General features: G+C 54.7%; 1 protein-coding gene. It reads left to right on the top strand.

Features of this window, described 5'->3' with window-relative positions:
- Positions 1 to 149: 149 nt before the first annotated feature.
- The coding region (locus I6F28_RS37070) for a reverse transcriptase domain-containing protein (protein ID WP_346730146.1) at positions 150 to 622 on the top strand (473 nt) is incomplete at its 3' end.

The raw sequence follows: 622 nt of genomic DNA, 5'->3' as shown, positions 1-622 counted from the left end.
GAGGCAAAGTCGTATCAGATCCCCAAACATCTCGTTTGGGAAGCTTGGAAACAGGTGAAAGCGAACCGCGGGTCAGCGGGTGTGGACGGGGTCTCCATCGAGGAATTCGAAAAGGACTTGAAGAGAAACCTCTACAAGATCTGGAATGAATGTCGTCGGGGACATACTTTCCGCCTCCCGTCCGTCTCGTGGAAATTCCCAAGGCTAATGGAGGGAAGCGTCCGTTAGGAATACCCTCTATAGCTGACCGCGTGGCTCAGACGGTTGCAAAGATGGTTATGGAGCCGACGATGGAACGAATATTCCATCCGGACTCCTACGGCTATGGGCCCGGCCGTTCGGCGCTTGACGCAGTGGGGACAGCGCGAAAGCGTTGCTGGAAATTCGACTGGGTTATCGACCTTGATATCAAGTCGTTCTTCGACTCGATTCCTTGGCACCTGATCGAAAAGGCCGTCGCCCACCACACGGAACTGAGTTGGATTCGTCTCTACGGTAAAGCGGTGGCTGCAAGCTCCCGTGGAGAAAGAAGACGGAATCCCTGTGGAGAGAACACGCGGAACCCCTCAGGGTTCGGTGGTTTCACCGCTGCTCGCAAATTTGGTTCTGCACTATGCATTCG

It is taken from the genome of Bradyrhizobium sp. NBAIM14 (genome assembly GCF_020193895.1).
In the GTDB taxonomy this organism is placed as follows: domain Bacteria; phylum Pseudomonadota; class Alphaproteobacteria; order Rhizobiales; family Xanthobacteraceae; genus Bradyrhizobium; species Bradyrhizobium yuanmingense.
This window is presented reverse-complemented; position numbering and strand designations above follow the sequence as displayed.